The following is a 24677-nucleotide window of genomic DNA, read 5'->3' on the forward strand; positions in this document are numbered from 1 at the left end:
TGGCGAAGAATATCAGAATAGGGGAATGGAATAAAAACCGCAGGGCAACAAAGAAGAGGCTATTGGACGGTCAAAAAAAATGACAATAACTTAACCGTTTCCCGTGGTGCCGTGATTTTTTTTCTGAAACCGCTGACGATATTGCCGGGGGGAGATACCGTAGGATTGATTGAACACCACGGAAAAATAATTGCTGTCGTCGAATCCGCATTGGGAAGCCACCTCGCCGATGGTTTGTTTCCCGCGGCGCAATAGGTCCATGGCTTTGCAAAGCCTTAGCTGCCGTAAATACTGGTTAACGCCAATGCCGGTCTGCTGTTTGAACAGCGATTTCAAACTGCGGGCATTCAACTGGTGTTGCCGGCAAAAGTCTTCCAGACGAAAGGGCTCATTGATACTGACGCGTAACGCCATCAGTAACAAATCCAGCTGTTCGGCATCGGAAAGCAGCAGACTGTCCGGAGAGTGGCGGAACCGTTTGAGCAACAGCGCCACTTGGAGAAATAGCGCTTCGCTGAGCATAATCGACAGCGGGTCGGTTTTCATGCATTCCCGCGCCAGCGCATCCACTTCCCGCCGCAGGACCGACATGCCCGGCGTGCTCAGCCGCCAATATCGCTGGGCCTGATCGACGTTTTCCCCCGGCAGCAGGGAGTCCCAGTCGGAGGATAGTGTCAGGCGATGGCGGCAATACAGGATATTATCCAGCTCCAGGTCATTGACGGATTCATAGCTGTGTTTATCGGCGGCGTTGATATAAAACAAATCGCCGCAGGTAATGGTGTAAGGCACATCGTTCAGGATATGCAGGCCGTTGCCCCGCCAGACGATGACCAGTTCATTGAATTCATGGGTATGGGTCGAGAAGGCCGGCTGCGGATGACGATCCTCGACGGTGATTGCATTTTTATCTGACAGGAAATAATCGGTGGTATCCAGTTTCAGATGTGACATCGTGACCTTCCCCGGCACCTACACAAAAGGGGAATAATGGCACGTTCGCGAGAGCGATTTATTGCGCCGGGCATCATTTGCCATAATTCACCGTTAACTCATTGAAATCAATGTTCCCCGTTACGGAGCGTTTTAGGGGATAAAGAAAACTCCCGGCGGAACTGGGTGGAAAAATGATTACTGTCGCTAAAGCCGCAGGCGTGGGCAATTTCGGTAATGGTTTTATCGCTTTGCTGTAATTGCTTGCGTGCTTCCAATAAGCGCAGCCGGTTCAGGTAGCGCTGCGGGGTCATGCCGGTCTGCTGCTTAAGCTGGCGATGCAGGGTGCGCAGCGGCAGGGAAAACTGTTCCGCCAGGGCCAGCCAGTCGATATCGTTGCAAAAGTTATGCTGCAACCAGCGTAACAAACCCTGCAAGCGCTGCTCCCGGTTGCCGTCGCCGCGGTTTTGGAAACAGCCGTTGCGCAACATTATAAGCAATTGCAGAAACTGCCCTTCGCTGGCGGCAATGTTTTCCGGCGAAGTGTCCGCCATCAAGTCGCTCAAGGCGCGGATATACTGTTTGGCCTGTTGCATCTGCGCATGATTTATCTGCCAGCTCAACTGGCCGTCCGGCAGGTCGCGCGAGGGCAAAAAATCACTGAGGTCGGCCAGGTAGCGAAATCCGTGGGGGGAACGGTACAACACGTTAATCAAATTCAGATCGTCGACGTTTTCAAAGAGATGATGATCGTCGGCACGAATAAAACAGACTGTTCCGCTGCCTAGCACGTAGGGCTGATCGTTGAGAACATGGATACCCGATCCCTTTTCAACGAGGACGATCTCCCAAAAATCGTGGTAGTGCTCGGGGAATGCAGGCTGAGGCCAGCGTGGTTCAATGGCCACCGTCGCGTCTTTTGAAATAAAGAAATCCTCACCGCAGAGTAAAGTCATTGCCGGTACCTCACCGTTATAGGGACTTTATAGTAAGGCGTGCTACTAAAATATAACCTTAAATTATTGACCGGCATCAGTGTCATTCGGGTTATTTTTTAAAGATTGGTGATAGTAAGATCAAAATTGCGGCGGTGATCACAGATGCGCCGACAATATATTTTTTTACATCAGGGACCCTGGCTGCCTGCCATATTTGTGATCTGCTTCACATTCATCTTCGCTATTCTGCCACCCATGCATTCGGGGTGGCATTCACCGGAAGGTGATTAATGAACAAAGTTCTTACACTGCCAGCCATAGAATAAAAGAAATAATCGTAATGGCCGTGGGGAATATTCTCGCTGTCCATCTGACAGAGGAAGCTTATTATGAGTCAATCCATTGAAAATGCCTGGCAATTGGCAAGGCAGCGTTATGCGGATATTAATGTCGACGTTGACGCAGCCTTGACATTGCTGGATACCTTGCCGGTTTCAATGCACTGCTGGCAGGGTGACGATGTGGCCGGTTTCGAGAACCCCACCGGATCGTTGACCGGCGGCATTCAGGCCACCGGCAATTACCCCGGCAAAGCGCGTAATGTCCGTGAGCTGCGTGGGGATTTGGAGCTGGCTTTCCAGTTGATTCCCGGCCCGAAGCGGCTGAATCTCCACGCCATTTATCTGGAGGCCGAGGGTCGGGTTGAGCGTAATGAAATCGAGCCGAAGCACTTCGCCGGCTGGGTGGACTGGGCGCGTAATCACGATTTGGGCCTGGACTTCAATCCTACCTGTTTTTCACACCCCCTCAGCGCCGATGGCTTTACCCTGTCCCATGCCGATGCAGGCATCCGCCGCTTCTGGATTGAACACTGCCAGGCCAGCCGCCGGATATCCGCCTACTTTGGCCGCGAACTGGGTACGCCGTCGGTGATGAATATCTGGGTCCCGGACGGGATGAAGGACGTCACCATCGACCGGCTGGCGCCCCGGCAGCGCTTTATGGCCGCACTGGACGAGGTGATAGCCGAAAAGCTGGATAGCCGCCACCATATCGACGCCGTCGAAAGCAAACTGTTCGGCATCGGCGCCGAAAGCTATACCGTGGGATCCAGTGAATTCTGCCTGGGTTACGCCAGCAGCCGCGGTATCGCCCTTTGTCTGGATGCCGGCCATTTCCATCCCACCGAGGTTATTTCCGACAAGATCTCCAGCGCCATGCTGTTTGTGCCCCGGCTGCTGCTGCACGTCAGCCGTCCGGTGCGCTGGGACAGCGATCATGTGGTATTGCTGGACGATGAGACCCAGGCCATCGCCAATGAAATCATCCGCCATGATTTGTTTGATCGCGTGCATATCGGACTGGATTTTTTTGATGCGTCCATTAACCGCATCGCCGCTTGGGTCATCGGTACCCGCAATATGAAAAAAGCGCTTCTGCGGGCTCTTGTGGAACCCACGGGGCAACTGCGTGAATTGGAGCAGCAAGGAGATTACACCGCGCGCCTGGCGTTGCTGGAAGAGACCAAATCACTGCCCTGGCAGGCGGTGTGGGATAAATATTGTCAACTTCACGATGTACCGGTCGGCGGCGATTGGCTGCGGGTGGTTCGTGAATATGAAAGTTCCGTATCAAGCAAACGCTGAGGATAATGAGTTATGCAAACCATACTTTCTTCCTGGTTCGTACAGGGAATGGTCAAAGCCACCACCGACATGTGGCTTAAAGGTTGGGATGAGCGCAATGGCGGTAACGTCAGCCTGCGTCTGACGCCGGAGGATGTCGCTCCGTACCGTGCGGAATTCAGCCCCCAGCCCCGTACCGAATCCTTGACCCAGGGGGTGCCGGAATTAGCCAATTCCTATTTTTTGGTTACCGGTTCGGGAAAGTTTTTCCGCAATGTGCAATTATCCCCGTCGGATAATCTGGTGCTACTGCAAGTCAATGCCGAAGGAAACGGCTACAGTATTCTCTGGGGTCTGACCGCCGGCGGTCTGCCCACCTCCGAACTGGCGTCTCATTTCCAGTCCCATGTGGTGCGCAAGCAGGTGACGAAGGATAGCAACCGGGTCATTATGCATTGCCATGCCACCAATCTTATTGCCCTGAGCTACGTGCTTGATCTGGATAGCGCCCGCTTTACCCGCGAGCTGTGGGAAGGCAGCACCGAATGTCTGGTGGTGTTCCCGGACGGCGTGGGCATCGTGCCCTGGATGGTGCCGGGCACCGACGGCATCGGCGCGGCCACCGCTGAACAGATGGAATCCCATCCGCTGGTTTTATGGCCGTTCCACGGTATTTTTGCCAGCGGCCCAACCCTTGATGATGCCTTCGGTCTTATCGACACCGCGGAAAAGTCGGCGGAAATCATGGTTAAGGTCCGCTCCATGGGCGGGAAAAAACAGACTATCAGCCGGGAGGAACTGATTGCCTTGGGCCGCCGGTTCGGGGTGACGCCGATGGCGGCGGCGCTGGACGTGCAAAATGATTAGAAAGGCTTTCGTCATGCAGGTGAATCCCGAGGCCCATGAGGAGTACCGCCACCGCCACAATCCCATCTGGCCGGAGCTGGCGCAAACCCTCAAGGCCCACGGCGCACATCACTACAGCATTTTTATGGATGAAGAACGCCACCTGCTGTTTGCCTATGTTGAAATGGAATCCGAGGAGCGCTGGAATGCGGTGGCGCAAACCGACGTATGCCGGCGCTGGTGGAAATACATGACCGCCATAATGCCGTCCAACGAGGATAACAGCCCGGTGAGCACCGAATTGAAAGCGGTGTTTTATCTGGAGTGAGGCGTATTCCCGGTCATCTGCTGTTCAAAGTAGCTTTCCAGGATAATGACCGCCGAGCCGGCATCGACCCGGCCCTTGCTCAAGGCACGGAATCCCCCGCGTTCGAATAAACCGGCGCGGGCTTCCACGGTGCTCAGCCGTTCATCGTGCAGCACGACCTCGTAGCCGAAACGGCCGTGCAGACGGTTGGCGAACTTGCGCGCCCGCAGGGTGAGGGGCTGTTCGCTGCCGTCCATATTCAATGGCAGTCCTACCACTACCAGATCCGGTTGCCACTCATGCAATAATTTTTCCACCTGCAACCAGTCGGGAACGCCTTCCTGCGCCTTGAACGCCGTTAATGGCCGCGCGGTACAGGTAATCTCCTGGCCGATGGCCACACCGATGCTTTTGGTACCGAAATCAAACGCCATCATAGTGCGATTGGACATTATGCATGGCCTGCTTCGTTGGCGATATTATGCATATCGATACCTAATTTGCGCGCCGCGTCGCGCCAGCGGGACGCGATGGGGGTGCGAAACAGGATTTCGCTGTCGGCGGGAATAGTCAACCAGGCGTTTTCCAGCAGCTCATCTTCCAACTGCCCTTTTTCCCAACCGGCGTAGCCCAGCGCCACCAGGACGTCCTGCGGCTGTTGGGCCGTTCCAAGGGTTTCCAGTACGTCTTTGGATGTGGTGATCATGGTTTCTTCGGAAATAGCGATGCTGGAGCCGAATCCTTCTTTAGGCGTGTGGAGGATAAACCCCCGATCGTCCGCCAGCGGACCGCCGGCAAATACCGGCTTATCCAGCCGGATGGCAGGGTCTCTCTCTACCGGCATGATTTTCAGCTTGAGGAGCACACTTTCTACTGTGAATTGCTCCACCGGCTTATTGATGATCAATCCCATGGCCCCCTCATCGTTATGTTCGCAGATATAGATTACCGAGCGCTTAAATAACGGATCCTGGAGTGAGGGCATGGCGATAAGGAAGTGATGCTGTAAATTCATTCTGACTTTTTTTATATAAAGAGTTTAATAAATAGGCGAAGAGCAAGTATGCGGGTAAACGGTGAATAAGTCACTGGCCGCAAGGTAAATCCTCTTGCGACCAGCCACAAATCAGTTTTTTCCCTGGGCTAATCTTTTTTCAATGGCGTCTAACAGCATGCCGGTGATGGAGATGGGAAATGCGGCTTCGATTTCCCGCACGCAGGTGGGACTGGTGACGTTTATCTCCGTCAGCTTGTCGCCGATAATGTCCAGACCGACAAAAATCAGGCCTTTTTCTTTTAATATCGGGCCAACGTCGCGGGCGATTTTCCAATCGCTTTCCGTCAGCGCTCGGGCTTCGCCACGGCCGCCCGCCGCCAGATTGCCGCGGGTTTCACCGGTTTTGGGGATGCGTGCCAGGCAGTAAGGCACCGGTTCGCCGTCTACCACCAAGACCCGTTTATCGCCATCCTTGATGGCCGGCAGGAAATTTTGCGCCATGCAAAAATGCCGGCCGTAACCGGTGAGGGTTTCGATGATTACCGAGAGGTTGGGATCTTCGGGTTTCACCCGGAATATGGAGGTGCCGCCCATGCCATCCAGGGGTTTGAGAATGATGTCCCCATGCTGGTGCCAAAAAGCGCGGATATGATCGTCCCGGCGGCTCACCAGCGTATCGGGGGTATGGTGGGCAAACCAGGCGGTAAACAGCTTTTCATTGCAATCGCGCAGGCTTTGGGGCTTGTTGACAATCAGGGCGCCTTTATCTTCGGCCCGTTCCAGGATATAGGTTGCATAGATGAATTCGGTGTCGAACGGCGGATCCTTGCGCATCAGGATGACGTCGAGGGAGCCCAGTTCAATATCCTGCTCCTCATGAAAACTATACCAGTCGTCATAATCCTGCTTTACCGCCAGCAGCCGGGTGGTGGCCCTGGCTTCGCCGCCGCGCAGGTAGAGCGAACTCATTTCCATGTAGTGAATCTGCCAGCCGCGGCGTTGCGCTTCGAGCAGCATGGCGAAACTGGTATCTTTCTTGATGTTGATGGACGAAATGGGGTCCATAACAATGCCGATCTTTATCATTGATTTCTCCTTTAACCCAGATCACCGAAACGAACCTGTAAAGCCGTAATGGCGGTGAGCGCTGTGGTTTCTGTGCGCAAAACTCGGGGCCCCAGCTGGATTTCGGTAAATCCGTGGCTGGAGGTCATGGCAATTTCTTCGGAGGACAAGCCTCCTTCCGGACCGATGAGCAACCGCACCCGTTCCACCGGCAGCGGCAGGGTATTAATGCTGTGCCGGGCCCGCGGATGCAGATTGAGTTTCAGTCCCGGTTCATGTTCCGCGCACCAATCGTCGAGATTCATAGCGTCGCGGATCTGCGGCAAGGCGTTGCGGCCGCATTGTTCACAGGCGCCGATAGCGATTTTCCGCCACTGCTGGATCTTTTTTGCCAGGCGCTCTCCTTCCAGCTTGATGCCGCAGCGTTCTGAAAACAATGGGGTAATGACATTCACTCCCAACTCGATGGATTTCTGGATGGTGAACTCCATTTTTTCGCCCCGGGACATCACCTGGCCCAAATGCAGGTGTAGCGGCGATTCGCAGTCCTGGGGCCGTACGGCATGGACCTGAGCCACGACGTTTTTTTTGTCCGCCACGGTAATCCGGGCATCGAAGACATGATTGCTGCCGTCAAAAAGATGCAGGGGCTGTCCTTCGGACAGGCGCAGCACCCGGGTCAGGTGGTGGGTGGCATCCTCGCTGAGCTTCACGCTGCCCTCGGCCGGGAGCGGCCCGGCATGATAGATACGCGGTATACGCATGCTGTTATCGTTTTTCCTGGAGTCGAAAATACCCGCTACGCGTCGCGGTTACGCAGCCTGGAGTCGCTTTCCGGCGCCGTTTGGCCGCGCGTCGGGTTGTCTTATAGTAGGTCAGGGGTTTTATGACTGGCAAGCCCGCTGAACATAAGGATTGGCATTCCCTTGCACCGCCTCGATGCGCCTGTCGCGTTGGCATTCCCAGGGCGTGACCGGATAAAGCCGGTCCCAGGCCTCGAACAGCTGGGTTTGCTGGCTCGACAGGTGCAAGCGATAGCGATCGCGCATATAAAAATAGGTGCGGGCAATGGTGCCCCGTGCGCGGGCCGGCGGCTCCGCCAGCTTATTTTTGAAATCGATTTTCATGGCGCATTGGCCGTATTGTCCTTCACCGCCGTTCCATTGACCGTACTGGAAGTTTTCCCGGTCGCCGTTGATTTCGCCGACGGCGGGCTGCAGATTGTGCAAATCATTTTCCATTTGCCGGTAGCCGGCGTCTTCGGCGCAATGTTTGCGGCCGCCGTTTTGCCAGCATTGCCGCTGATGTCCGAACTCCCAGGCCGGTACCACATGCTCCCATTCGATACGGTTGGCGCGCAGGGCGCTTTTGCGAATTTGGTAACCGCAGGAAGCCAGGTCCGGGATGCCTTTTTTACCTTGCCAGGTGATTTTACAGCCGCAGTAAAAGCTGCCCGGGGCGTCCTGATTGATTTTGACCGCCGCCGCCTTGGCCTGGCTGAAGTTATTGATTCCTTTGGCCGGTGCGAGGGCGGGCATCAGCAGCAGTGTGAGGGAACAGAGTAAGGAAAGTAAAAGAGCCCGGAGCGTTTTATTTGGCATAACGGTTATTCAACAAAAGGAAAAACGCAGGGTAGCGAATCTCGCGGCTGTAGGCAAATCGGAGGGGGTCAGGCATTTTCATCGTAATGGAGGATATTGCCGCACTGGCGGCAGCGATATTGGGCTTCGCCCCGGCGGATGCGATTATGTCGGCGGATGGTTAAATCATGGCGCCGGCATCCGCACGCGTATGGGTAGGTATGGGTACGTACCGTGGCAAGGTCGAACTCATGGGTGCGGCGGGGATCGGACTTTAGGACTTCGGACATCATCCAGCGCCATTCCTTGCCGTGAGGCGCTACGCGGCCAAACTGGCGGAATACCAGTAAATGCGCCAGTTCATGGGGAACGACTTCTTCAATAAAGCTGGCCTGGTTGGCCAGGAGGAGGACCGGATTGATGCGGATTTCCCATTTTTCCAGCCAGGCGGTGCCCGCCGATGTGCCTCGTTGCCGATAGGTTAGCGTCGGTTCAGGGAAATCGCAGTTAAAATATTGGCCGGCCAGGCGCAGGTTTTCGCGCAAGCACTGCATGACGGCTTGCTGAAGGGCTATGGGGATGCGGATCGGTTTCATGAGAGCAAGATAAACCAGCTTTGGGGCCGGTGGCAAGTGGGGGGGCCCGATGGCGGCGGGCCGGCCGCTTCGGACTGTTGGCGCGGTTTCCCTTTAACACGTTTGCTGCACGTCAGGTGATAGCGGTTTCCCTTTAACACGTTTGCTGCACGTCAGGTGATAGCGGGCTTACCGCGCTGTGGGGCGCTCGGTCGGGCAGGAAAACCATGCCCGATTCGACCCCATCAGCACGGTTTCCCTTAACACGCTCGCTGTATGCCCGATGCTCGCGGTTTCCCTTTAACACGTTTGCTGCACGTCAGGTGATAGCGGGCTTACCGCGCTGTGGGGCGCTCGGTCGGGCAGGAAAACCATGCCCGATTCGACCCCATCAGCACGGTTTCCCTTAACACGCTCGCTGCATGCCCGATGCTCGCGGTTTCCCTTTAACACGCGCTCACTTTGACAGGCGCGTTGTCACGTTCGGTGAAAGCGCTCTGTTTGTTAGGCGCGATCGCCGATTTCACGCAGGGATTTGCCGGTCATCAGGTTCCGTTCGATATGTTCGAGGGAGATGTTTTTGGTTTCCGGTATCAGCCAGTAGGTCAGGAGGATAAACAGGACGTTCAGGCCGCCGTAGACCCAGAAGGTGTTGGCGTTGCCCAATTTATCCAGCATGGTCAGGAAAGTGGCGCCGACTATCATGTTGGCGATCCAGTTGGTGGCGGTGGAGACCGTGATGCCGAAATCACGGCCTTTGAGCGGCTGTATTTCGGAACACAGTACCCAAATCAGCGGACCGGCGCTCATGGCGAAACCGACGATAAACATCATCAGCATGACAATGGCGAAATATTTTCTAAAGTCGGTTTCGACGCCGATATGCAGCAGCGTACCCAATACGCCCATGCCGACGGCCATGACCAGGAAGCCCAGCTTGAGGGTGGGTTTGCGGCCCCAGCGATCCACCAGGCCGATGGCGATAAAGGTGGCCAGTACGTTCACCAAACCGACAATGACCGTTCCCCACATTTGATCGGCGGTACCGGAGAAACCGGCGATGCCGAAAATCTTCGGCGCATAATACATGATGACGTTCATGCCGGTGAACTGCTGCATTACCTGCAGCAAGATGCCCAGATAAACTACACGGCGGAAGTTGCCGTTGCTGGTGAACAGTGCCCAGCCGCTTTGCTTGATCTTCAGGCTTTCGCGGATTTCATCCAGTTCATTTTTGGCCTGCGCCGAGGTATCCCGCAGCATATCCAGAACTTTCTGCGCTTCGATGAAACGCCCTCGCGCCGCCAGCCAGCGCGGGCTGCCCGGCAGGAACAAAACGCCGATGAACAGCAATACCGCCGGGATGGTTATCACACCCAGCATCCAGCGCCAGGATCCGCTGTAGCTAAAGCCGGTATCGGATAAATAGGCCGCCAGGATGCCGATGGTAATCATCAATTGATACATGGAAATCATGCTGCCGCGGATTTTTTCCGGCGCGATTTCCGATAGGTATAACGGGGCGGTGTAAGAGGCGACACCTACCGCCAGGCCGAGGATAACCCTGGCGACGATCAGCAGTTCAACGCTTGGCGTAAACGCGGAGCATAACGAGCCGATGACAAACAGCAGCGCGCCAATCAGCAGACTGTATTTACGGCCGAGTTTCGCTGACAGCCAACCGGCGCCCACCGCGCCCACTGCCGCGCCGAACATCATTGAACTGACCACCCATTCCTGTTCATGGGAAGTGATTTGGAAATCTTTCGACAGGAAGGGCAACGCACCGGCAATCACGCCGATATCCAGGCCAAAAAGCAAGCCGGCAAGGGCGGCCATAAAACAGACGAAAAAGGTTATGCGAGCATTAGAGCTGCCTGACCTATGTTTGGCAGTACTCATAGTACCTCCCTAATAACTTCAAAAATTAATAATTATGTATGTTAGGCAAATGCCTCGGGGCATTATGTGCGCCAGATCACAACTATGTAATCGATTACACTCACATATTTTTGTTTAGAAAGCATTTATGCCTAAGACGGCGGTTAAAAACTTTTTAAAAGCGCGTCATTCTTGCCGTTGGCAAAACCGTATCCCGGTATCAATAAGCTATAGCTGAAAACGAAGCGGTAGGCAAAAAATTTACCATGCTAATTGGAAGTTAACCGAATGAAATTTATGGAAATGAGAAGGTGTAACCGGTTTCAATAAAACACATAAAAAAACGACGATCAAGAAGATCGTCGTTGTTGAGTGTAGCCGAAAAAAAATTTTTTGCTTTAAAGGATGAATTTACCGTTTATTTTAAACCGGCGGCGTCGCGCAGCAAATGCGCCTTATCGGTTTTTTCCCACGGGAAATGTTCGCGGCCGAAATGTCCATAGGCGGCGGTTTCGCGGTAAATAGGCTGCAACAAATCCAGCATGGTGATCAAGCCGTACGGACGCAGATCGAAGAATTCGCGCACCAGCGGGATCAATTTGTCATCGGCTATTTTACCGGTGCCGAATGTCTCGATGGAGATGGACGTCGGTTCCGCCACGCCGATGGCATAAGACACCTGGATTTCACAGCGGCTGGCCAGGCCCGCGGCGACGATATTCTTGGCAACGTAGCGGGCGGCATAGGCGGCGGAACGGTCCACCTTGGACGGATCCTTGCCGGAAAATGCGCCGCCGCCATGGCGAGCCATGCCGCCGTAGGTATCGACGATGATTTTACGTCCCGTCAGACCGCAGTCTCCCATCGGGCCGCCGATAACAAAACGGCCGGTGGGATTGATGAAATATTTGGTGGAGGGAGAGAGCCATTCGGCGGGCAGCACCGGCTTGATGATCTCTTCCATCACGCCTTCATGAAGATCCGCCAGCGAGATGTCATCGGAATGCTGGGTGGAGAGCACCACGGTATCGATACCGACGACTTTATCATTATCGTAGGCAAAGGTGACCTGGCTTTTGGCATCTGGACGCAGCCAGGGCAGGGTGCCGTTTTTCCGCACCTGCGACTGGCGTGAAACCAGGCGGTGGGCGTAGGTAATCGGGGCGGGCATCAATACGTCGGTTTCGTTGGTGGCATAACCGAACATCAGGCCCTGGTCCCCGGCACCCTGTTCCAGCGGATCGGTACGGTCCACGCCCTGATTGATATCGGGGGACTGTTTGCCGATAGCGCTGAGCACGGCGCACGAGTTGGCGTCAAAACCCATTTCCGAATTGATATAACCGATTTCGCGAATGGTCCTGCGGGTTAACTCTTCGATATCCACCCAGGCGCTGGTGGTGATTTCGCCGCCGACCAGCACCATGCCGGTTTTCACATAGGTCTCGCAGGCCACGCGGGCTTTGGGATCCTGTGCCAGGATCGCATCAAGCACGGCATCGGAAATTTGATCCGCGATTTTATCAGGATGTCCTTCTGAAACGGATTCGGACGTAAATAGGTGTTTAGCCATCGGTCTCTTTACCTTAGAATACGGGTTAGAAATGACTGCGTAGCGCTGTGGATAAACCACCGGGAAAAGCGATTTTCCTCTGATGGCATTACGCGTCCTGCAACGTCCCGCGGATTAATAGCATTAAGCAGTGAGTCGCTGAGTTAATCGGTCATACCCCAATACATGGATGGATTAACTTCTGGATGGCTATTCTAGGACACCCAGGCGTCTAAACGCCAGCAATTTTTCTTCTGAAATGTGTCCGTCAGGGGCTAATGGCAACGATTCACCCGCTGAAAATGCTTTGTCATGATTTTCATTTTGCATTTTAAGGGCGTTGGCTGTATAAATTCGCGCGCACATACATAGAGCGCGATGTGAATGGCCTTCGTTTACATCTTGTAACTTTTTATCTGCACCGGACCGGCTCCCGCGCCGCCGGATGCGCCAGCCCGGGGGTGACACAGTTAATGATCCGCACTTCATCGGTCGTCACCGACCCTATTCTCCGCTGTCTCGCATGCCCGGTAACCTATACTTATTCCGCGTCATTCCCAGTTTCTCGCCGATGTTACCGATACTTCGGCCTGACGCCGGCCGCCGGAACCGGCAGTTCATCCGCCGGCAACTGAGCCGGCAGCGCCAGGCATTTCATGCGGCCCATTTTTAATGGGTTTCTTCTGTCCCGTAGCACGGAGTTCATCAAGGTGTTTTACAATTATGGTACCGATGTACCGGATGCCTGCTGCATCCGGCGGCGTTTATTGCTGTTGGCGGCCTGTGGGCGCACGCTTAACCATGCCACCGTCGGTGGTTTTTACGCTGTAAAAACGGTGCACGGGATCATCAACGTGAACCGTGGGAGAGAGCAACATCATGTTTGATGATCAAAAACACCAAGGGCCTCACCGTACCGGCCACCATGATACTTTGCGTTCCATGCAGGAGGTCGCCATGAATGACAGCGATGCCAGTAAAATGATGCGCACCTACAATGTCGCTTACTGGGGCAACAATTACTTTGATGTCAACGAACTGGGCCATATCAGCGTATGCCCCGATCCGGATTTCCCCGAAGCGCGCGTGGATTTGGCCGAATTGGTCAAAGAGCGGCAAAACGACGGCCAGCGGCTGCCGGCGCTGTTTTGCTTTCCACAAATCCTTCAGCACCGGCTGCGTTCCATCAACGGCGCCTTCAAGCGCGCCCGGGAATCATTCGGTTACCAAGGCGGTTATTTCCTGGTTTATCCGATTAAGGTGAACCAGCATCGTCGGGTCATCGAATCCCTGATCAATTCCGGCGAGCCCCTGGGTCTTGAAGCGGGCTCCAAGGCGGAATTAATGGCGGTATTGGCCCATGCCGGCATGACCCGGACCGTGATTGTCTGTAATGGTTATAAGGATCGCGAGTACATCCGCCTGGCATTGATTGGCGAGAAGCTGGGTCACAAAGTCTATCTGGTGATTGAAAAGCTTAGCGAAATCAAACTGGTGCTGGAAGAGGCCGAGCGGCTGAACGTGGTGCCCCGTCTGGGCGTGCGCGCCCGCCTGGCGTCGCAGGGCTCCGGCAAATGGCAATCCAGCGGCGGCGAAAAATCCAAATTCGGACTGGCGGCGGTCCAGGTACTGCAACTGGTGGAACTCCTGCGCAGCAAAGGCCGCCTCGACAGCCTGCAACTACTGCATTTCCATCTCGGGTCACAATTGTCCAACATCCGCGATATTGCTTCCGGCGTGCGTGAATCGGCGCGGTTTTATGTGGAACTCCACCGGCTGGGGGTCAACATCGAATGTTTCGACGTGGGCGGCGGGCTGGGCGTGGATTACGAAGGCACCCGTTCCCAATCGGACTGCTCCGCCAACTACGGTCTCAATGAATATGCCAACAATGTGATTTGGGGCATCGGCGACGCCTGTAACGAATTCGATCTGCCCCATCCCACGGTGATTACCGAATCCGGCCGGGCGGTCACCGCCCATCATACGGTGCTGGTATCGAATATCATCGGCGTCGAGCGTAATGAGTTCAGCGAGCCGAACCCGCCGGATGAAGACGCGCCGCGCGCGCTGGAAAGCCTGTGGCAGACCTGGCAGGAAATGCAGGAACCCCTTAATCGGCGCTCTCTGCGCGAATGGCTGCACGACAGCCAGATGGATCTGCACGATGTCCATACCCAATATACCCACGGCATGCTGGATCTGACCCAGCGGGCCTGGGCGGAGCAGCTCTATCTGAATATTTGCCGCATGATCCAGGTACAGCTTGATCCCAGCAACCGCGCCCATCGCCCGATTATCGACGAACTGCAGGAGCGCATGGCGGATAAGCTGTATGTGAACTTCTCGCTGTTCCAGTCAATGCCGGACGCCTGGGGCATCGATCAGCTCTTCCCGGTGCTGCCGCTGGAGGGATTGGACAAACCCCCCGAAGGCCGCGCCGTGCTGTTGGACATCACCTGCGATTCCGACGGCACCATCGATCACTACATCGACGGCGACGGCATCGCCACCACCATGCCGATGCCTCCTTATGATGTAGATAACCCGCCGTTGCTGGGATTCTTCATGGTGGGCGCCTATCAGGAAATCCTCGGCAATATGCATAATCTGTTCGGCGATACCGCGGCGGTGGACGTGTTTGTCTTTAAAGACGGCAGCGTGGAGCTCAATGAATCCGATGAAGGGGATTCCGTGGCCGATATGCTGCAATATGTACAGCTTGAGCCGGATGTACTGCTCGCCCGCTTCCGCGATCAGGTCAAAGAGACCGATCTTGATCCGGCGCTGCAGGCGGAATTCCTCGAAGAGTTCGAGGCCGGTCTTTATGGTTACACCTATCTCGAAGATGAATAATGATGAATAACGAAGGAACAAACATGAGCACCCTGGGCCATCAATACGATAACTCCCTGGTTTCCAATGCGTTCGGTTTTCTGCGGCTGCCGCTGGAATTCAACCCCTACGATAGCGATGCCGATTGGGTTATCACCGGTATACCTTTCGATATGGCCACCAGCGGACGTTCCGGCAGCCGGCACGGTCCGGCGGCTATTCGCCAGGTCTCCACCAACCTGGCCTGGGAAGGCTGCCGCTGGCCCTGGGATTTTGATGTCCGCCAGCGCCTGAAGGTAGTGGATTGCGGCGACCTGGTATTTGAGTTCGGCGATGCCCAGGATTTCAGCGACAAACTGCAACAACATGCGGAACGCCTGCTGGCCGCGGGCAAACGGCTGTTATCGTTCGGCGGCGATCATTTTGTCACGCTTCCTCTGCTGCGCGCCCATGCCAGGCAATTTGGCAAAATGGCGCTGGTGCATTTCGACGCCCATACCGATACCTATGCCAACGGCAGCAAATTCGATCACGGCACCATGTTCTTCCACGCCCCCAACGAGGGGTTGATCGACCCGCGGCACTCGGTGCAGATCGGCATTCGCACCGAATACGATCGCGACAACGGCTTCACCGTGCTGGACGCGGCGCAGGTTAACGATCGCGGCGTGGAAGATATCATTGCCCAGGTAAAAGGCATTGTCGGCGATTTGCCGGTTTACCTGACATTTGATATCGATTGCCTGGATCCGGCCCATGCGCCGGGTACCGGCACGCCGGTGATCGGCGGACTCAGCACCGATCGGGCCTTAAAGCTGGTGCGCGGCCTGCAGTCGCTGAATATCGTCGGCATGGATCTGGTGGAAGTGGCGCCGTCCTACGACCACGCGCAAATCACCGCCCTGGCCGCCGCCACTCTGGCCCTGGAAATGCTCTATATCCAAGGCGCAAAAAAGCCTGATAACTCCCCAAACACCGAAAGCTAAACCGGGCGTGTTAAAGGGAGACCGAGCCAATGGTGTCGAAGCGGCCATCCTGTGGCCTCCGGAGCGCACCATGGCACGGTGGGCCCGCTATCGCTGAAGCTGCAACCCGGCGTGTTAAAGGGAGACCGCGCCAATGGTGCCGAAGCGGCCATCTTGTGGCCGCCGGAGCGCGCCTGGCACGGTAGGCCCGGTATCACTGAAGCTGCAACCCAGCGTAACATCAGCGCCCATCCTGCCGGAAACCACCCGCCATTACCCGCCCCCGGCGGCTCGAACACCCCTCCGCCTGAATCTCACCTCATATTTCGCGCATTCCTGCATATACATTTATTACCAATTTAGGTTACATTTAGCGATATTTTCTTTCTTAGTCTCTGAAGTTAAGTGATTGATTTTCATATAGCTTGGTCAACGAGACACTATTCAATCCGAACTGGAGTATAAAAATGACACCCCGTAAAACATTGGCGAACGCCATTCGCGCTTTGAGCATGGATGCTGTGCAAAAAGCTAAATCCGGCCATCCCGGCGCCCCCATGGGCATGGCCGACATCGCCGAAGTCCTGTGGCGAGACTATCTGCAGCACAATCCGTCCAACCCGAAATGGGCCGGCCGCGATCGCTTTGTCCTGTCCAACGGCCATGGCTCCATGCTGCTGTACAGCCTGCTGCATCTCACCGGCTATAACCTGCCGATGTCCGAACTGCAAAACTTCCGCCAACTGCATTCCAAAACCCCCGGACACCCGGAATACGGCTACACCGATGGGGTTGAAACCACCACAGGACCCCTGGGGCAGGGCATTGCCAACGCCGTGGGCATGGCCATTGCCGAACGTACCCTGGCGGCGCAATTCAACCGTGCGGGCCATGACATCGTCGATCACCACACCTATGTGTTTATGGGCGACGGCTGCATGATGGAAGGGATTTCCCACGAAGTCTGCTCATTAGCCGGCACCATGAAGCTGGGTAAGCTGACGGCGTTTTACGACGACAACGGCATCTCCATCGACGGGCATGTGGAAGGCTGGTTCAGCGACGACACCGCCAAACGGTTTGAAGCCTACGGCTGGCACGTGGTGCGCGGCGTAGACGGGCATGACAGCGAAGCCATCAAGGCCGCCATTGAACAGGCCAAAGCCGTTACCGATCGGCCCTCGCTGCTGATGTGCAAAACGGTGATTGGCTTCGGTTCGCCGAACAAGGCCGGTTCCCATGACGCCCACGGCGCGCCGCTGGGTGATGCCGAAGTGGCCGCCACCCGCAAGCAGCTGGACTGGAACGAAGCGCCGTTCGTCATCCCGCAGGAAATTTACGACGCCTGGGACGCCAAGTCCGCCGGCGCCGCCCGTGAAGCCGCCTGGAACGAAAAATTCGCCGCTTACGAAAAAGCCTACCCGGAACTGGCGACGGAATTCAAACGCCGCATCGAAGGCCGTCTGCCCGCCGATTGGCGGCAGCAAAGCCAAGCCTACATCGAAAAGCTCCAGGCCAATCCGGCCAGCATCGCCAGCCGCAAGGCATCGCAAAACGCCCTGGAAGCCTTCGGGCCGCTATTGCCTGAATTTTTGGGCGGCTCCGCCGACCTGGCCCCCAGCAATCTCACCATTTGGTCGAAGTCGGTTTCTCTTGGCGACAACCAGGCAGGCAACTATATCCACTATGGCGTGCGCGAGTTCGGCATGACCGCCATCGCCAACGGTATCGCCGTGCACGGCGGTTTTATACCCTATACCGCCACCTTTCTGATGTTTGTGGAGTATGCCCGTAACGCGGTGCGCATGGCGGCATTGATGAAAATCCGCTCCATCTACGTCTATACCCATGACTCAATCGGCCTGGGGGAAGACGGACCAACCCACCAGCCGGTGGAACAGCTGGCCAGCCTGCGCCTGACGCCGAACATGCGCACCTGGCGGCCCTGCGATCAGGTGGAATCCGCCGTGGCCTGGCAGCAGGCCATAGAACATGCCCATGGCCCGAGCACCCTGGTGTTATCCCGGCAGAATCTGGCGCAGCAGCAGCGTACGCCGCAACAGTTGGCCGATATCGCCCGCGGCGGCTATATCCTGAAAGATACCGACGGTACGCCTGAGCTGATTATTATCGCCACCGGTTCGGAAGTGGCGCTGGCGGTAACCGCGTGGGAAAAACTCAGCGGGGATGGCCGCAAGGTCCGGGTGGTATCATTACCCTCGCCTGAGGTGTTCGATTTGCAGGATGCGGCCTATCGCGAAGCGGTACTGCCGAAAGCGGTATCGGCGCGTCTGGCCGTTGAAGCGGGTATCGCGGATTACTGGTACAAATATGTTGGCCTGAACGGGGCAATCATCGGCATGACCGGTTTCGGCGAATCGGCTCCGGCCGAAGAACTGTTCAAACTGTTCGGTTTCACCGCCGAAAATGTATTGGATAAGGCGCGCACGCTGCTGGCGTAAATTCAATAAAATCTTTCAAGGCACCCTAGGGTGCCTTTTTTATGGTACGCCCGGAACGGAGACAAATCTTCGGCTGGTTCTAGCGTGGGTTCATGGCGGCAAATATGGCGTCATAGCGACCATCCCGCTCGGCCCAGCGCCGGGTTCTGTCGTGCTCCACCAGCACTTCGCCGCCGGGGTGATCCCCCGCCGCCAGCAACTGCATAACCTCCGCCACGTATGCCGCGAGCGGAACCGCGCGCGGGTCGGAGGCCTGCTGTTCGCCCGTGAGTTCCGTCTGTACGTAGGGCGGCGCCAGTTCAAGCACCTCGACGGGAACATGACGCAACTGATGGCGCAGCGATTGAAGCCAGGAGTGCAGGAATGCCTTGCTGGCGCAATAACTCGGAAAATCGGCCCGGGGTACGAAAGCCAGGTTGGAACTGGTCGCCATGATTGCCGCGTCCGGCCGCCCTTGCAGCACCGGCAGGAAAGCCGCGGTCACGCGCAGCACTCCCATGATGTTCGTCTCCACTATCGCCTGGGCGGCACAAACATCCCAGCCATCCGCGGTCATGTCCTCTGCCCGAGAAATACCGGCGTTGGCGATAAGCACGTTCAGTTCTGGAAAACGCGCGCGCACGTCGCCGGCAAATTGAGACAATGAGGCCGGGTCGTTGAGATCGAGCGTCATTCCAATCAGGCCAGGCCGGCTTGCCGTTATTTCATCAAGCAGGGACTGCCTTCGCCCTGCGATGACAACCCGATTGCCGCGGTCGTGGAAAGCTTCGGCGAGCGCCCGGCCGATGCCGCTGGTACCGCCGGTGATGAGGATAGTGTTGCCGGTCATTTTCATGGTTCGCTGCTCCTTTATGATGGACTTCGAGACACTCCCTGCTGGGATCCTCTCGACAAAGGACGCGTTGGATGACGGTAACGCCTACGACAGCGCCCTGCGGGCAACTGCAGAAACGATTATTGCGTGGCTGCATTGGCATCGTCAATATTTTCCAAACGGGATTTTCCCAAAAAGGCCTTGCCAAGCCTCTGAGAATGGGACCTCTCCTGTAAAACAGACGGCAATGGTGACCGCGTCCCGCTCGTTTGGCTTAAGTCTGATTTTTCGTGACTATTTGTGCAAAAAAACACCGTTTTATCCAGCGAAAGCGGATCTTCATCACATATTTGCCAAAATAATTCCGCTGCGCTCTTTTTTTGATTATTCTAGCTGAAGCGTTTCAGTCAACCATATGAGCGCGCTTTTGTTCATGTGGATGACCGTTTATAATCGGAACCGTCAACGTTGTCACCATCCGAGCAGTCCCTTGTTCAGCGGTCTTTTTAACAGCCGTCCGTCGGGCTTGAATTTTCGCAAAAAGCGGCATGGGACGCATTTAGTGGTATAGTTGACTGTATAACATGCTCTACCGTCACGATCGTTTTTCAACATTATCCTCGTCCGGACGGACGGCGGCCTACCGCGGGACACGTGAGCACGACAAGCAACGATTCCTCCAGGCCGGTATGTTAAAAACCCCGGTGATAAAACAAGAGCGGGACATATATAAAAGCGCGGCACCGCCGTCCGGGCACTCTTCCGACGGGCGTTGACCGTAAGCAGCTTCCAGGCCGGCGGACGGCAACCCGTCTTCCCGCCGCCCAGGCAACTTTACAAGAATCAAACAAGAGGGTTCACCATGGCTGTAATTAAGATGACTGATCTGGATCTGGCTGGTAAACGAGTACTCATCCGCTCGGATCTGAACGTTCCGGTTAAAGACGGCAAAGTAACGTCCGATGCGCGCATCCGCGCTTCATTGCCTACCATTGAAGCCGCGTTGAAACAGGGCGCGCATGTAATGGTGACGTCCCATCTCGGCCGTCCGACCGAAGGCGAATATAATGAAGAATACTCTTTGCTGCCGGTGGTCAATTATCTGAAGGACAAGCTGTCGTCGCCGGTTCGTCTGGCCAAGGATTATCTGGACGGCGTGGACGTGGCTGCCGGTGAACTGGTGGTGCTGGAAAATGTCCGCTTCAATAAAGGCGAAAAGAAAGACGACGAAACCCTGTCGAAAAAATATGCCGCCCTGTGCGACGTCTATGTTATGGATGCCTTTGGTACTGCCCATCGCGCCCAGGCTTCCACTCACGGCGTCGGCAAGTTTGCCCCGGTAGCCTGTGCCGGCCCGCTGCTGTCCAATGAACTGGAAGCCCTGGGCAAAGCCCTGGGTAACCCGGCGCGTCCGATGGTTGCCATCGTCGGCGGTTCCAAGGTCTCCACCAAGCTGACCGTGCTGGATTCGCTGTCCAAGATTGCCGACCAGCTCATTGTCGGCGGCGGTATCGCCAATACCTTTATTGCCGCCCAGGGACACAATGTCGGCAAATCCTTGTACGAAGCCGATTTGATCCCCGAAGCCAAACGCCTGCTGCAAACCTGTGAAATCCCGGTGCCCGCCGACGTGCGCGTCGCCACTGAATTCTCTGAAACCGCCGCGGCGACCCTGAAGTCGGCCAGCGATATCAAAGACAATGAACAGGTGCTCGATATCGGCGATGCTTCCGCCGCACAACTGGCGGAAATCCTGAAAAAAGCCAAGACCATTCTTTGGAATGGTCCGGTGGGCGTATTCGAATTCCCTAATTTCCGTAAAGGTACCGAAATCGTCGCCAAGGCCATCGCCGAAAGCGAAGCGTTCTCCATTGCCGGCGGCGGCGACACCCTGGCGGCCATCGATCTTTTCGGCATTGCCGATCAAATTTCCTATATTTCCACCGGCGGCGGCGCTTTCCTGGAGTTTGTGGAAGGTAAAAAACTGCCTGCCGTGGTGATGCTTGAAGAGCGAGCCAAACAGTAACGCGACAGCAAGCCGGGCGCGCGCCATTATCGGCGCGCGCTTTCGCCGTTGCGAAGTCTGTACGGGGCAACGGTGTCCAATCCCTCTTTTTTAATGGCCTACAAAACAGGACAAAGCAATATGTCTAAGATTTTCGATATTGTAAAACCAGGTGTTATCACCGGTGACGATGTACAGAAAGTATTTGCCGTAGCGAAGGAAAACCACTTTGCTCTGCCCGCCGCTAACTGTGTAGGTACCGATTCAATTAACGCCGTGCTGGAAGCCGCCGCGAAAGTGCGCGCTCCGGTCATCGTTCAGTTCTCCAATGGCGGCGCGGCATTCATCGCCGGCAAAGGCCTGAAGGCCGAAGGCCAGACGCCGTCCGTATTGGGCGCTATTTCCGGTGCGCTGCATGTGCATCATATGGCCGAACACTACGGCGTGCCGGTTATCCTGCACACCGACCATTGCGCTAAAAAACTGCTGCCGTGGCTTGACGGCCTGCTTGATGCCGGCGAAAAACATTTTGCCAAGACCGGTAAGCCGCTGTTCTCATCCCACATGATCGACCTGTCGGAAGAGTCGCTGGAAGAAAACGTCGCCATTTGCAGCAAGTACCTGGCACGCATGGCTAAGATGAACATGACCCTGGAAATTGAACTGGGTTGTACCGGCGGTGAAGAAGACGGCGTGGATAACAGCCATCTGGACAACTCTTCACTCTATACCCAGCCGGAAGACGTGGCCTATGCCTATGAAAAGCTGAATGCCATCAGCCCACGTTTCACCATCGCCGCCTCCTTCGGTAACGTTCATGGCGTATACAAGCCGGGCAACGTGAAGCTTACCCCGAAAATCCTGGATAACTCGCAGAAATTCGTTTCCGAAAAATACGGTTTGCCGGCCAATTCCCTGAACCTGGTGTTCCACGGCGGTTCGGGCTCCACTCCGGAAGAAATCAAGGAAGCGGTAAGCTACGGCGTGGTTAAAATGAACATCGATACCGATACCCAATGGGCAACCTGGGAAGGTATTTTGAAGTATTACCACAAAAATGCCGGTTATCTGGAATCGCAGTTGGGCAACCCCGAAGGCGAAGATAAACCGAACAAGAAATACTACGATCCCCGCGCCTGGCTGCGTGCCGGCCAAGCGTCCATGGCTGCCCGTCTTGAGCTGGCGTTCCATGAACTGAACGCTGTCGACGTATTGTAATTTCCGTTCTGCAAAAAACGTTGTGATAAAAGGCCTCCAAACCGGAGGCCTTTAACATAATGAATTATAGGAATATTCCTGCCCTTTTTTCAGCCGTTGATTGGCGTCGAAAACGATTATTGGTTACGCTTAAGAAACTCCGTTGTTGTCGGCAGGTATGGCCGGCCGGTTTTTTTTCGCCTTACACCAGAGGGTAGGATAATAGAATGGAAGACCTAAACGTCGTCGATAAAATCGACCATGCCGGCAACTGGCTGGTTAATAACGAGCAGTTATTGCTTTCTTACGCAGTGAATATCGTGGCCGCGCTGGTGATTCTCTTTGCCGGGATCCTCATCGCCCGGGTGATTTCCCGCACCATCAATCAGCTTATGCGATCCCGCCATATCGATATCACGGTGGCGGACTTCCTGTCGTCCATCATCCGTTATGGCGTCATTATCTTTACGGTGATTGCCGCGCTGGGCCGGGTGGGCGTTCAGACCGCGTCGGTTATCGCGGTCATCGGCGCCGCCGGCCTGGCGGTAGGTTTGGCCCTGCAAGGTTCGCTGGCCAATTTTGCCGCCGGCGTGCTGTTGGTGACATTCCGGCCTTTTCGCGCCGGCGAGTATGTGGATTTCGGCGGAACCGCGGGCACGGTGCTGATCGTGCAGATTTTTTCCACCACCCTGCGCACCTACGACGGCTTAATGATTGTGGTGCCCAACGGCAAAATCCTGGCAGGCAATATCACCAATTTTTCCCGCGAGCCCAACCGGCTGGTGAATCTCACCATCAGCGTCAGCTACGACGCCGATATCAACACGGTTAAATCCGTGATCACTGACATTATCAAGGCAGACAGCCGCGTACTGAAAAATATGGGCATTACCGTGGGGCTCAACAACCTGGGAGCATCTTCACTGGATTTTATGGTACGGGCCTGGGTCAAGAGCGGCGACCTGCAAAACGTCACCTTCGACTGGCTGGAACGGTTCAAACACGCGTTTGATGAGCGCCAAATCGGCATACCCTATCCGCAAATGGATGTGCATATGTATCGCACCCCCAAACCGCAGACCGCCGCTAACGAGGATGAATCCAAAAAGCCGGCCCCGGCGGCGGAGGGTCCCACGGCAGGCTAGTCCCGACATCCTCGAATTTTGAACCGAGTATGCGGAAGGGATCGCGTGTCAAAGGGCGAGCACCCAACGTGCAACGAACCTGTTAAAGGGGGACTCTACCCATGGCAGCCCGGCCCGCTGCCTCGGGCCAAACGCCAATTATTAGTTTTGCTAATTATTAATTAGAAATTTCCATTTCAACTGATGATGGCTTTTCATTACACTGCCGGTATTTTCTATTGCATAACAAAAGGAATACGGCATGTGGACTGTACTGTTCCAAGGGTTCGCCCTCGGCATGGCGACCATTGTCCCGCTTGGACCGCAGAACGTACTGGTCATGAATCAGGGCATCCGCCGGCAATATCATCTGTTGATTGCTTCTCTGTGCCTGCTCAGCGATATGGTGCTTATCTCGGCGGGCGTGTTTGGCGGCAGCGCGCTGCTGTCGCGCTCGCCCGTACTGCTGCAAGCCGTCACCCTGGCGGGGGTGGCGTTTCTCTCCTGGTATGGATTTAACGCCGTCAGGCATGCCTGGCGCGGCGACGAGGCGATGGCGGACCGGGCCGGTATGCTCCCCGCCAGCCGAGGCCGGGTGGTGATGACCATGCTGGCGGTGACCTGGCTCAATCCCCATGTCTATCTTGATACCCTGGTCGTGCTGGGCAGCCTCGGCGGTCAGTTAGATCCGTTGGCGCGACGCTTCTTTGCCGCCGGCTCCATCGGCGCCTCGGTGGTGTGGTTTTACGGACTGGCCCTGCTGTCGGCACGGCTTTCCCCCTGGCTGAACCGGCCGCCGGTACAAAGGGGCATCCAGCTGTTCGTGGGAATGGTGATGTGGATGGTGGCGCTGAAACTGGCGCGTCAGTCCTGGCCGCTGTCGTTGTTGATGACGCATTTACAATAGCTTACCGCAAATGCCCCGTTTGAAGACTCCTCCTATATTTTACCGGACGCACGGCGCGTTACTCTGCCG

The 24677-nt window shown here is 55.7% G+C and carries 23 protein-coding genes; 12 read left to right on the top strand and 11 right to left on the bottom strand.

Features of this window, described 5'->3' with window-relative positions; all coding sequences use genetic code 11:
• Nucleotides 1-90: 90 nt before the first annotated feature.
• Nucleotides 91-954 (bottom strand): HTH-type transcriptional activator RhaR, encoded by an 864-nt coding sequence (rhaR, locus tag ACL2XJ_RS12020; protein WP_132923393.1) that lies wholly within the window; start codon nt 952-954, stop codon nt 91-93.
• 107 nt (nt 955-1061) lie between these two features.
• Nucleotides 1062-1889 (bottom strand): HTH-type transcriptional activator RhaS, encoded by an 828-nt coding sequence (gene rhaS, locus ACL2XJ_RS12025; RefSeq protein ID WP_413726600.1) that lies wholly within the window; start codon nt 1887-1889, stop codon nt 1062-1064.
• A gap of 371 nt (nt 1890-2260) precedes the next feature.
• Here rhaS and ACL2XJ_RS12030 point away from each other — a divergent pair, with 371 nt between their 5' ends.
• Genes ACL2XJ_RS12030 through rhaM form a run of 3 tightly spaced genes read left to right on the top strand, consistent with a single transcriptional unit; the run spans nt 2261 to nt 4670 of the window.
• Entirely contained in the window at nt 2261-3517 is a 1257-nt protein-coding gene (locus ACL2XJ_RS12030) for an L-rhamnose isomerase (protein ID WP_132923391.1), read from the top strand.
• A gap of 12 nt (nt 3518-3529) precedes the next feature.
• The gene (rhaD, locus tag ACL2XJ_RS12035) at nt 3530-4363 is read left to right on the top strand and encodes a rhamnulose-1-phosphate aldolase (RefSeq protein WP_132923390.1); all 834 of its coding nucleotides are present in this window, start codon (nt 3530-3532) and stop codon (nt 4361-4363) included.
• Nucleotides 4356-4670 carry an L-rhamnose mutarotase gene (gene rhaM, locus ACL2XJ_RS12040; protein ID WP_413726601.1) on the top strand — a complete coding sequence of 105 codons (315 nt, stop codon included), beginning with the start codon at nt 4356-4358 and terminating at the stop codon, nt 4668-4670. Before rhaD ends, rhaM begins: the two co-directional genes overlap by 8 nt.
• Here rhaM and ruvX read toward each other — a convergent pair.
• The 8 genes from ruvX to metK all read right to left on the bottom strand — a co-directional run bounded on the left by ruvX (nt 4658) and on the right by metK (nt 12320).
• Complete coding sequence (gene ruvX, locus ACL2XJ_RS12045; protein ID WP_132923388.1) at nt 4658-5101, bottom strand: Holliday junction resolvase RuvX; 444 nt, start codon at nt 5099-5101, stop codon at nt 4658-4660. The two genes, rhaM and ruvX, sit on opposite strands and share 13 nt — an antisense overlap.
• Nucleotides 5101-5664, bottom strand: coding sequence for a YqgE/AlgH family protein (locus ACL2XJ_RS12050; protein ID WP_132923387.1), 564 nt, complete (start codon nt 5662-5664; stop codon nt 5101-5103). Before ACL2XJ_RS12050 ends, ruvX begins: the two co-directional genes overlap by 1 nt.
• A 111-nt stretch (nt 5665-5775) precedes the next feature.
• The gene (gshB, locus tag ACL2XJ_RS12055; protein WP_413726602.1) at nt 5776-6732 is read right to left on the bottom strand and encodes a glutathione synthase; all 957 of its coding nucleotides are present in this window, start codon (nt 6730-6732) and stop codon (nt 5776-5778) included.
• Between the two features lie 11 nt (nt 6733-6743).
• Complete coding sequence (rsmE, locus tag ACL2XJ_RS12060) at nt 6744-7475, bottom strand: 16S rRNA (uracil(1498)-N(3))-methyltransferase (protein WP_132923386.1); 732 nt, start codon at nt 7473-7475, stop codon at nt 6744-6746.
• A gap of 120 nt (nt 7476-7595) precedes the next feature.
• On the bottom strand, nt 7596-8312 hold the full coding sequence (endA, locus tag ACL2XJ_RS12065; RefSeq protein ID WP_413726604.1) for a deoxyribonuclease I: 717 nt from the start codon (nt 8310-8312) through the stop codon (nt 7596-7598).
• 68 nt (nt 8313-8380) lie between these two features.
• Nucleotides 8381-8887: a SprT family zinc-dependent metalloprotease gene (locus tag ACL2XJ_RS12070; protein WP_132923384.1), complete on the bottom strand. Its 507-nt coding sequence runs from the start codon at nt 8885-8887 to the stop codon at nt 8381-8383.
• 483 nt (nt 8888-9370) lie between these two features.
• Nucleotides 9371-10768 carry a sugar porter family MFS transporter gene (locus ACL2XJ_RS12075; protein WP_413726605.1) on the bottom strand — a complete coding sequence of 466 codons (1398 nt, stop codon included), beginning with the start codon at nt 10766-10768 and terminating at the stop codon, nt 9371-9373.
• Between the two features lie 397 nt (nt 10769-11165).
• Nucleotides 11166-12320 carry a methionine adenosyltransferase gene (gene metK, locus ACL2XJ_RS12080; protein ID WP_413726606.1) on the bottom strand — a complete coding sequence of 385 codons (1155 nt, stop codon included), beginning with the start codon at nt 12318-12320 and terminating at the stop codon, nt 11166-11168.
• Between the two features lie 689 nt (nt 12321-13009).
• Between metK and ACL2XJ_RS12085 the strand changes: the two genes are divergently transcribed.
• From ACL2XJ_RS12085 to tkt, 4 genes are all read left to right on the top strand, one after another.
• Complete coding sequence (locus tag ACL2XJ_RS12085) at nt 13010-13186, top strand: hypothetical protein (protein ID WP_165934168.1); 177 nt, start codon at nt 13010-13012, stop codon at nt 13184-13186.
• Nucleotides 13179-15155: a biosynthetic arginine decarboxylase gene (gene speA / locus ACL2XJ_RS12090; RefSeq protein WP_132923381.1), complete on the top strand. Its 1977-nt coding sequence runs from the start codon at nt 13179-13181 to the stop codon at nt 15153-15155. The genes ACL2XJ_RS12085 and speA overlap by 8 nt, the downstream gene beginning before the upstream one ends.
• A 23-nt stretch (nt 15156-15178) precedes the next feature.
• The gene (speB, locus tag ACL2XJ_RS12095) at nt 15179-16120 is read left to right on the top strand and encodes an agmatinase (protein WP_413726607.1); all 942 of its coding nucleotides are present in this window, start codon (nt 15179-15181) and stop codon (nt 16118-16120) included.
• Between the two features lie 446 nt (nt 16121-16566).
• Nucleotides 16567-18561 (top strand): transketolase, encoded by a 1995-nt coding sequence (gene tkt, locus ACL2XJ_RS12100; protein ID WP_413726608.1) that lies wholly within the window; start codon nt 16567-16569, stop codon nt 18559-18561.
• Between the two features lie 79 nt (nt 18562-18640).
• On the opposite strand, the gene ACL2XJ_RS12105 is transcribed toward tkt, so the two are convergent.
• The gene (locus ACL2XJ_RS12105) at nt 18641-19396 is read right to left on the bottom strand and encodes an SDR family oxidoreductase (protein WP_413726609.1); all 756 of its coding nucleotides are present in this window, start codon (nt 19394-19396) and stop codon (nt 18641-18643) included.
• Between the two features lie 16 nt (nt 19397-19412).
• On the opposite strand from ACL2XJ_RS12105, the gene ACL2XJ_RS12110 reads away from it, so the two are divergent.
• From ACL2XJ_RS12110 to ACL2XJ_RS12130, 5 genes are all read left to right on the top strand, one after another.
• A complete protein-coding gene (locus tag ACL2XJ_RS12110) occupies nt 19413-19772 on the top strand; it encodes a hypothetical protein (RefSeq protein WP_413726610.1) in 360 nt (119 codons plus the stop codon).
• A gap of 465 nt (nt 19773-20237) precedes the next feature.
• Nucleotides 20238-21401 carry a phosphoglycerate kinase gene (gene pgk / locus ACL2XJ_RS12115; RefSeq protein ID WP_132923377.1) on the top strand — a complete coding sequence of 388 codons (1164 nt, stop codon included), beginning with the start codon at nt 20238-20240 and terminating at the stop codon, nt 21399-21401.
• A 120-nt stretch (nt 21402-21521) separates the two neighbouring features.
• Nucleotides 21522-22598, top strand: a complete 1077-nt coding sequence (fbaA, locus tag ACL2XJ_RS12120; protein WP_132923376.1) for a class II fructose-bisphosphate aldolase — start codon at nt 21522-21524, stop codon at nt 22596-22598.
• A gap of 206 nt (nt 22599-22804) precedes the next feature.
• Nucleotides 22805-23722 (top strand): small-conductance mechanosensitive channel MscS, encoded by a 918-nt coding sequence (gene mscS / locus ACL2XJ_RS12125; protein WP_132923375.1) that lies wholly within the window; start codon nt 22805-22807, stop codon nt 23720-23722.
• A 241-nt stretch (nt 23723-23963) separates the two neighbouring features.
• Nucleotides 23964-24608 carry a LysE family transporter gene (locus ACL2XJ_RS12130; RefSeq protein ID WP_203522768.1) on the top strand — a complete coding sequence of 215 codons (645 nt, stop codon included), beginning with the start codon at nt 23964-23966 and terminating at the stop codon, nt 24606-24608.
• Nucleotides 24609-24677: the final 69 nt, after the last annotated feature.

It is taken from the genome of Sodalis sp. RH16, assembly GCF_047324245.1.
GTDB lineage: Bacteria > Pseudomonadota > Gammaproteobacteria > Enterobacterales > Enterobacteriaceae > Acerihabitans > Acerihabitans ligni.